8 protein-coding genes and 1 pseudogene are annotated in these 8,514 nt (G+C 56.8%); 7 read left to right on the top strand and 2 right to left on the bottom strand.

Annotated features, from left to right (window positions below; all coding sequences use genetic code 11):
- Positions 1–2,070 (bottom strand): glycerol-3-phosphate 1-O-acyltransferase PlsB (gene plsB, locus GKAS_RS21555; protein ID WP_035897341.1); only part of this gene is annotated, 2,070 nt, incomplete at its 3' end.
- 128 nt (positions 2,071–2,198) lie between these two features.
- Here plsB and GKAS_RS21560 point away from each other — a divergent pair.
- The 4 genes from GKAS_RS21560 to GKAS_RS21575 all read left to right on the top strand — a co-directional run bounded on the left by GKAS_RS21560 (position 2,199) and on the right by GKAS_RS21575 (position 5,009).
- Positions 2,199–2,567 (top strand): diacylglycerol kinase, encoded by a 369-nt coding sequence (locus GKAS_RS21560; RefSeq protein WP_035897343.1) that lies wholly within the window; start codon positions 2,199–2,201, stop codon positions 2,565–2,567.
- 99 nt (positions 2,568–2,666) lie between these two features.
- On the top strand, positions 2,667–3,275 hold the full coding sequence (gene lexA, locus GKAS_RS21565) for a transcriptional repressor LexA (RefSeq protein ID WP_035897335.1): 609 nt from the start codon (positions 2,667–2,669) through the stop codon (positions 3,273–3,275).
- 68 nt (positions 3,276–3,343) lie between these two features.
- The gene (dinF, locus tag GKAS_RS21570) at positions 3,344–4,663 is read left to right on the top strand and encodes an MATE family efflux transporter DinF (protein ID WP_035897336.1); all 1,320 of its coding nucleotides are present in this window, start codon (positions 3,344–3,346) and stop codon (positions 4,661–4,663) included.
- 136 nt (positions 4,664–4,799) lie between these two features.
- Positions 4,800–5,009, top strand: a complete 210-nt coding sequence (locus GKAS_RS21575) for a CsbD family protein (RefSeq protein WP_035897337.1) — start codon at positions 4,800–4,802, stop codon at positions 5,007–5,009.
- A 55-nt stretch (positions 5,010–5,064) separates the two neighbouring features.
- Here GKAS_RS21575 and zur read toward each other — a convergent pair whose 3' ends face one another.
- Positions 5,065–5,580 (bottom strand): zinc uptake transcriptional repressor Zur, encoded by a 516-nt coding sequence (gene zur, locus GKAS_RS21580; RefSeq protein WP_035897338.1) that lies wholly within the window; start codon positions 5,578–5,580, stop codon positions 5,065–5,067.
- A 126-nt stretch (positions 5,581–5,706) separates the two neighbouring features.
- On the opposite strand from zur, the gene GKAS_RS21585 reads away from it, so the two are divergent.
- From GKAS_RS21585 to dusA, 3 genes and pseudogenes are all read left to right on the top strand, one after another.
- A complete protein-coding gene (locus GKAS_RS21585) occupies positions 5,707–6,195 on the top strand; it encodes a cupin domain-containing protein (protein WP_035897345.1) in 489 nt (162 codons plus the stop codon).
- A 172-nt stretch (positions 6,196–6,367) separates the two neighbouring features.
- Positions 6,368–7,615 carry a conjugal transfer protein TraF gene (locus GKAS_RS21590; protein ID WP_035897339.1) on the top strand — a complete coding sequence of 416 codons (1,248 nt, stop codon included), beginning with the start codon at positions 6,368–6,370 and terminating at the stop codon, positions 7,613–7,615.
- 174 nt (positions 7,616–7,789) lie between these two features.
- Positions 7,790–8,514, top strand: a pseudogene (dusA, locus tag GKAS_RS21595) (tRNA dihydrouridine(20/20a) synthase DusA); the annotation flags it as partial.

Consider the following 8,514-nt stretch of genomic DNA (forward strand, 5'->3'; position numbering starts at 1 on the left):
GGCGTTGATACGCAGCTCACCGTCCTGCTCGCTAATCATCTCCTGACGAACCATCTCCGCAATCAGCGTATCGATAACCGCTGGCAGCTCTGTGCGATCCCAGCGCAGGAACAGCTCCGCTTTCAGCATTGGATACAGCGTATCGATAATGCTCAGCACCTGCTCGCGGGAAATCTCGCGATGCTGAGTCATAATCGACGCCAGCAGCGACGGCATGATCAACATATGCGCGATGTTATTGCGGTAGTAGGTCATCAGCACCGCCTGCTCGCGCGGCAGAATGATGATATCGCCGATGGTATCCTTCTCGACTTCGAACTTGTTCATCTGCAGCGCGTGATCGATAAGCTCGCTGGCAGAGGAGGTCGGTGCCGTTGCATCCGGCGCGTACGGCGCGTTACGCAGCAGTGCCAGATAGCAATCCAGCTGCTGAGTCAGCTGCTCGCGGGTCAGCGAACGCTGACGCGAAGCCAGCAGCGCGGTACAGCACAGGTTCATGGCATTCGCCGCGCCTGCGTTGTTGATACGCACCATCAGCTCGGCCGCCATCTTGTTGACGGTCGGCGTCAGCCAGGCTGGGCGTACGGCTTCGATCGGGTCGATAGACTCGCGCCACTCCGGCACATGGTGGTTCAGGTAGGTCATCAGCGGCATGGGTTCGCCGAAGTTGACGTAGCCCTGGCCCAGATTACGCAGCTTGCTCAAGCCGCGCAGCATCTGCGGCAGGCTCTCTTTCTCTTTGGTCGCACCGCGCAGCTCTTTGGCGTAGGTCCCCACTTCCATCACGTGCTCGTAGCCGATGTAAATCGGCACCAGGGTGATCGGACGTGAACCGCCGCGCAGCATCGCCTGGATGGTCATCGACAGGGTGCCGGTTTTCGGGTCCAGCAGACGGCCGGTACGGGAACGCCCGCCTTCCACAAAGTACTCAACGGAGTAACCACGGCTGAACAGCTCGCCGAGGTATTCGCGGAACACGGTGGAGTAGAGCTTGTTGCCCTTAAAGGTACGGCGAATAAAGAAGGCGCCCAGGCGACGGAAAATCGGGCCCGCTGGCCAGAAGTTCAGGTTGATACCGGCAGCGATATGCGGCGGCACCAGCCCCTGGTGATAAAGCACGTAAGAGAGCAGCAGGTAGTCCATGTGGCTGCGGTGACACGGCACATAGACAATTTCATGCCCGTCGTGCGCCAGCTGGCGTACGCGCTCGGCGTTGTTCACGTTAATGCCCTGGTACAGACGGTTCCAGGTAAAGCTGAGGATGCGGTCGGTCAAACGAATCATCTCGTAGGAGAAGTTCGCCGCGATCTCTTCCATCAGCGCAATAGCGTTCTGCTGGGCTTTCTCGTGGGAAATTTTCTTGCTGCGCGCTTCGTCTTCTACCGCTTTGGCGATGGCTTTTGACGCCAGCAGCTTCTTGAACAGGTCATGGCGCGCCGGTAAACGTGGGCCGACCGCGGCCAGACGCTGACGAGCAAAGTGCATACGCGCGACGCGCGCCAGTTTCTGAGCGATAGTTTTATCGGTACCGTGTTCGTCAGCCATGCGGCGCAGGGAGACGGACGGCGAGAAACGCACAAAGCTGTCGCGACCGAGCCAGGAAACGGCAAAGAACTTCTGGAAGCCGTTCAGCATGCGCAGCGGTGGGTTCACTTCGCCTTTCTCACGACCCGGCGAACGACCAAACATCACCGACACCGGCACCATTTGCACATCCAGTTCTGGATTGCTGCGGTGCAGATCGAGGTAGTCGTGGAACAGTTTGATCGACTCTTCTTTCGGCGTGTAGTAGGTGAACACGCGCGGGCCGCCGTGGATAAAGACGTAGCGCGGCAGTAGCGTACCGTCGATTTCCAGGGGTTCAAGCGGATCGGGTAAATCGTGCGCCAGGCACTGAGCGCGCAGCGTCAGCAAGTCAGCCTTAGAGTTATAAGGCAGGACGTACATAATAGGGCGCGACGTATCAAGCCCCAATTCCTGGGCAGGTTGTGCCGGAATAGACTTGCTTTTTACCAGAACACTTAATGGTAAATTCAGTAATTTGTAGTAAATTCGTGGCCAGCCGGACATAAACGATGTAAAGCCTCTGGTTAATCATGCAAATGCGCGGCAAGAATATCAGAAAGTCGGTGAAATTTCTGTTCTACCGCCTCATATCACGCATTGTCATTGACGTAAAAACGAAAAAGGTTCTTGAGATGGCCAATAATACCACTGGGATTACCCGAATCATCAAAGCTGCGGGTTATTCCTGGAAAGGATTCCGCGCGGCGTGGATCAATGAAGCGGCATTCCGCCAGGAAGGGGTAGCCTCTGTTATCGCGATTATTATCGCCTGTTGGCTGGATGTCGATGCCATCACCCGTGTCCTGCTCATCGGATCGGTCCTTTTGGTGATGATAGTGGAAATTCTCAATAGTGCACTGGAAGCGGTGGTTGACCGCATCGGCTCCGAGTATCACGAGCTGTCTGGCCGGGCAAAAGACATGGGTTCGGCGGCGGTGCTGCTGTCCATTTTCGTGGCGGTAATCACCTGGGTCATCTTACTGTGGGCTCATTTTCACTAAACCTGCGAAAACTGCCTGATTTCGTGAGTTTTACGGTTCCAAAATAGCCAGTAGCTGTATATACTCACAGCATAACTGTATATACACCCAGGGGGCGGAATGAAAGCGTTAACGACCAGGCAGCAAGAGGTGTTTGATCTCATCCGGGATCACATCAGCCAGACTGGCATGCCGCCAACGCGTGCGGAAATTGCTCAACGCTTGGGGTTCCGTTCCCCAAACGCGGCTGAAGAGCACCTGAAAGCGCTGGCACGTAAAGGCGTGCTTGAGATTGTCTCAGGCGCTTCTCGCGGTATCCGCCTGCTGGTGGAAGAAGAAGAGGGCCTGCCGCTGGTGGGCCGCGTGGCGGCGGGTGAACCGCTGCTGGCGCAGCAGCACATCGAAGGTCACTATCAGGTTGACCCGTCTCTGTTTAAGCCAAGTGCGGATTTCCTGCTGCGCGTCAGCGGCATGTCGATGAAAGACATCGGTATTATGGATGGCGACCTGCTTGCCGTACATAAAACCCAGGATGTACGTAACGGCCAGGTTGTCGTGGCGCGTATCGATGAAGAAGTGACGGTAAAACGCCTGAAAAAACAGGGCAACGTCGTCGAATTGCTGCCAGAAAACAGCGAATTTAAACCTATCGTGGTCGATCTGCGCCAGCAGAATTTCTCCATCGAAGGGCTGGCCGTTGGCGTTATCCGCAACGGCGAATGGCTGTAACTCTCCCCTGATTCTAATGGCTGCGATACTTCCGCTATCGCAGCCTTTTTTCGTTCTGGTCGATACTCATGCCGCTACTTACTCACGCCGATAAGGCGCTGTGGCGCCTTGCGCTACCGATGATCTTCTCCAACATCACCGTGCCGCTGCTGGGCCTGGTCGATACCGCCGTCATTGGCCACCTCGATAGCCCCGTCTATCTGGGCGGCGTCGCCATTGGTGCTACGGCAACCAGCTTCCTGTTTATGCTGCTGCTGTTCCTGCGAATGAGCACTACCGGGCTCACGGCGCAGGCGTTCGGCGCGAAAAATCCGCAGGCGCTGGCTCGCGCGCTGGTGCAGCCACTGCTTCTGGCGTTGGGCGCAGGGCTGCTTATCGTATTGTTTAAAACACCGTTGATAAATCTGGCGCTCTCTATCGTTGGCGGCAGCGGCGAGGTGCTGGAACAGGCCCGGCGCTTCCTCGCTATCCGTTGGCTTAGCGCGCCTGCCGCACTGGCGAACTTGGTATTGCTGGGTTGGCTGTTGGGCGTGCAGTATGCGCGGGCTCCGGTGGTACTGCTCATCGTCGGCAACGTGCTGAATATCGTTCTCGACCTGTGGCTGGTGATGGGGCTGCATATGAACGTGCAGGGCGCGGCGCTGGCAACGGCGATTGCGGAATACGCTACGTTACTGGTCGGGCTGGGAATGGCGCGCAAAGTGCTGGTGATGCGCGGGATCTCGTGGGCGATGCTGAAAACGGCCTGGCAGGGCGATTTTCGCCGCCTGCTGGCGCTCAACCGCGACATCATGCTGCGCTCGCTGCTGCTCCAGCTCTGCTTTGGCGCGATAACCGTCTTCGGCGCGCGGCTGGGTAGCGAAGTGGTGGCGGTGAACGCGGTGCTGATGACGATGCTGACCTTTACTGCCTACGCGCTGGACGGCTTTGCCTACGCGGTAGAAGCGCATTCCGGACAGGCCTATGGCGCGCGCGACGGCAGCAAGCTGCTGGAAGTCTGGCGTGCCGCATGCCGTCAGGCGGGGGTTGTGGCGCTGGCGTTTGCGCTGATTTACGCGCTCCTGGGTGAACATATTGTGGCGCTGCTGACCTCGCTACCTGAACTGCGTCAGCTTGCCGACCGCTACGTGCTGTGGCAGGCGGTGCTGCCAGTTATCGGCGTGTGGTGCTACCTGCTCGACGGCATGTTTATCGGCGCCACCCGCGGCGCGGAGATGCGTAACAGCATGGCGGTGGCTGCCGCCGGGTTTGCGCTCACCATGCTGGCGTTGCCGCTGCTGGGCAACCATGGGCTGTGGCTGGCGCTTGCCGTATTCCTTGCGCTGCGCGGGCTGTCGCTGGCCGTTATCTGGCGTCGTCACTGGAAAAACAACAGCTGGTTTGCCTGACGAAATGGTTAAAGATTCCGAATAATGAAATAGCACCAGAATGACTGACTACAATTAACCTCACGCTTAGCAAAAAAGATGTCTTTCCTGAAGCATCGTTTTCGCTATTCACTCACTGACGATCGAGGATTCAATGATGAATAAAGATGAAGTCGGCGGTAACTGGAAACAGGTTAAAGGTAAAGTGAAAGAGCAATGGGGCAAACTGACCGATGATGATATGACGGTGATCGAAGGCAAACGCGATCAGCTGGTCGGTAAAATTCAGGAACGCTACGGCTACGCGAAAGATCAGGCCGAAAAAGAGGTGGATAGCTGGGATAAACGTCACAACCACCGCTGGTAATAACGTCCTCCTGCCCGTGCGTACAAGGAAGTACGCTCCCCCTGCTTAGCGCCCGCTAGCGGGATTTCTTTTTAATCTGAATGGTATGGTCGTGATGGCAGTGTTCGTGGGCGCTGCACGCTTCTACTTCTACGCAGGCCGAGCACAGACCGTGCGCTTCAATCACGTTATGACGCAGAGCGAAACCCATTTTGGCCGCCAGCGCGTGCATGATGTCTTCCACCCCTTCCGCGCATTCTTCTTTTACCACGCCGCAGCGATCGCAGATAAACATCGCGGAGGTATGAGTTGGCTGATCGAACAGGTGACAAAGCACGTAGCTGTTCGCCGATTCCACCTTATGCACGAAGCCTTGTTCGAGCAAAAACTCCAGCGCGCGATAGACGGTTGGCGGTTTAGCCTGTGGCTCTTTGACGCGCAGCAGGTCGAGCAGGTCGTAGGCGCTAATCGCCCCTTCTTGCAGGCTCATCAGGCGCAACACTTCCAGACGTTGCGGAGTCAGGCGCACGCCGCGTTGCGCGCACAGCTTTTCAGCCTGCGCTAACAGTTCTTGCGTAGTGGTCTTATCCATTGGCGTCCTCGGGTTACGGGTGAAACAAACTCCTACTTTACCATGTTATGCCGGAAACGCCGAGTTTCCACCGGTGTGCTATAGGTGTGTTATAGCAGGCGTACTTCACACTCAGGATGAAAAATGATGAAAAGACCCGATTGCATTCGCCATTGGCATGATGTTGAAGGACCGGATGACTCGACTTACCCCGATAGCAACGAGCTTTTTGCCATCGGCGCGCCGCTGGCCCGCGCGCTGGGGCTACGGCATCTCGGTATTCACCACGAGCGTCTCCCACCCGGCCGTCGCACCTCTTATCCGCATGCGGAGAGTGACGAAGAGGAATTTATCTACGTGCTGGAGGGCTACCCGCAGGCGTGGATCAACGGCTATCTGTGGAAGCTCCAGCCGGGAGATAGCGTCGGTTTTCCCGCCGGAACCGGCGTGTGCCATACCTTCATCAACAACACCTCCGAAGAGGTGCGGCTGCTGGTGGTGGGCGAGGCGAACAAAAAACACAACCGCATCTATTACCCGCTGAACGCCTCGTATGCCGTGACGCGTGAGGATCGCTGGGTCGATCACCCGCCGCAGTTTTTTGGCCCTCACGACGGAAAACCTGGGCGAAATTAGCATCTTCTTCTATAAAGATTAGGGTGCTTATTAAAAATAACGATAACCGTAGAAAATTTCAGTTAGGGGAACAAACCGCTTTTTTCCTCGCTATTCACAGCAACAGTTCGTCTCCATCCAGGCGATAACGGATGGAGGGTTGTTTCATTACCGACAATAAGACGAGCAAACTGTGAATAAAAAAGACAAATTTTCGCTAATGGGGGTCGCTGTCTCCTTTTTCGTGGCGGGACAGGCAGGGGCGGCAAATGGCTGGACGGAAGCGCGTAACGACGCGATGGGCGGCACGGGGGTGGCTTCTGCGAATTATGGCAGCGGCGTACTCATCAACCCGGCGCTGCTGGCGAAGGCGAAGCCGGATGACGATATCACGCTTATTGTGCCGACCATTGGTGCGCAGATTTCCGATAAGGACGATCTTCGCAGCAAAATTGATGATATCAGCGACGATGTGAACAACTACCGGCGGGTACTGAGCACGATTAACCTTGCCGATCTTGTCAATCCAAACAGCGCTTCTTCTCGTCAGGTTTCTGCGGCGGCAGGCGATCTGGCGGATCAACTCTCCTCATTGAAAGGAAAGACGGCGAACGCCAAAGCGGGCGCAGGACTGGCTATCAGTATCCCTAACGACGTGCTGGACGTGGCGTTTGTCACGAAAGCCAGCGCCAGGGCGCGGGTCAGCTCGTATATCGATCAGGGCGATATCAACCTGCTGCGCGGTGTTGAAGCGGCGCCGATAAGCGCGCTTGGCGTGAATCCACAGGATCTGAAATCGAAAGGCTATGGTCGCGCGGCAATCGTCTGTGACTACGGCGTGGCTATCGCGCGCCAGTTTGACTTCGGCGGTGTGCCGGTGTCGCTGGGCATTACGCCAAAGCTTCAGCAAACCTGGCTCTATAATTACACCGTCTCCATCTACAACTTCAGCAGCGACGACATCAACAGTAGCCGCTATCGCAATGACGACACCGGTTTCAACGTTGATGCCGGTCTGGCCGCTGATTTTGGTGATAACTGGACGGTGGGCTTGAGCGGACAAAACCTGTTCTCTCGCGACATCGACACCAAAGAGGTCGACGGCGTGCGCGATACCTACCAGATTCGCCCGTTGGTCACCGCTGGGGTCGCCTGGCATACCGATATGCTCACCCTCAGTGCCGATGGCGATCTCACCGAAACGAAAGGCTTTAAAAGCGAAGACACCTCGCAGTACGTTGGTGTAGGTGCCGAAGTACGTCCGCTCGACTGGCTGGCGGTGCGTGCGGGCTATCGTGCTGATGTGAAAAACAACGACAGCAACGTCTTCACCGGCGGGGTTGGCTTTGCGCCGTTCAACCGGGTCCACGTCGACCTGATGGGGCTGTACGGCGAAAACCAAACCTGGGGTGCGGGGGCACAGCTGAGCGTTGCGTTCTAACGTAGCTCCCTTCCCGGGGTCGGTGCCGCGCACCTCGTCCGGGCTACAGGGCCATACTATCCTGTAGCCCGGCCAAGCGAAGCGCCGCCGAGGATCCCCTCTCCAGCATTACATCTCTGCTCAAGCTTTATGCTATAGTAGCGCCCCATTTTTCCGGATGCTTAAATAATCACCATGCTGTCAGAAACTTCGACTCCTGCTTTCCCCGCTCACCGTTTCTCCATCGCGCCTATGCTCGACTGGACCGACAGACACTGCCGCTACTTCCTGCGTCTTCTGTCGCAGCACACGCTGCTGTATACCGAAATGGTGACCACCGGGGCGATTATTCATGGCAAGGGCGACTATCTGGCCTATAGCGAAGAAGAACATCCGGTCGCATTACAGCTGGGCGGCAGCGACCCGGCGGCGCTGGCGCACTGCGCGAAGTTGGCGCAAGAACGCGGTTACGATGAAATTAACCTCAACGTCGGTTGCCCGTCTGACCGCGTGCAGAACGGCATGTTTGGTGCCTGCCTGATGGGCAACGCGCAGCTGGTGGCGGATTGTGTAAAGGCGATGCGCGACGTGGTGTCGATTCCAGTGACGGTGAAAACTCGTATCGGTATCGACGACCAGGACAGCTACGAATTTCTCTGCGATTTTATCGACACAGTCTCCGGTCGCGGCGAGTGCGAGATGTTTATTATTCATGCCCGCAAAGCCTGGCTCTCCGGCTTAAGCCCGAAAGAGAACCGCGAAATTCCGCCGCTGGATTACCCGCGTGTCTACCAGCTCAAACGTGATTTCCCGCACCTGACCATGTCCATCAACGGCGGCATTAAGTCGCTGGAAGAGGCCAAAGCGCATCTGGAACATATGGACGGTGTGATGGTGGCCGCGAAGCCTATCAGAATCCT

Origin of the sequence: Kluyvera ascorbata ATCC 33433, assembly GCF_000735365.1 — a bacterium.
Taxonomy (GTDB): Bacteria; Pseudomonadota; Gammaproteobacteria; order Enterobacterales; family Enterobacteriaceae; genus Kluyvera; species Kluyvera ascorbata.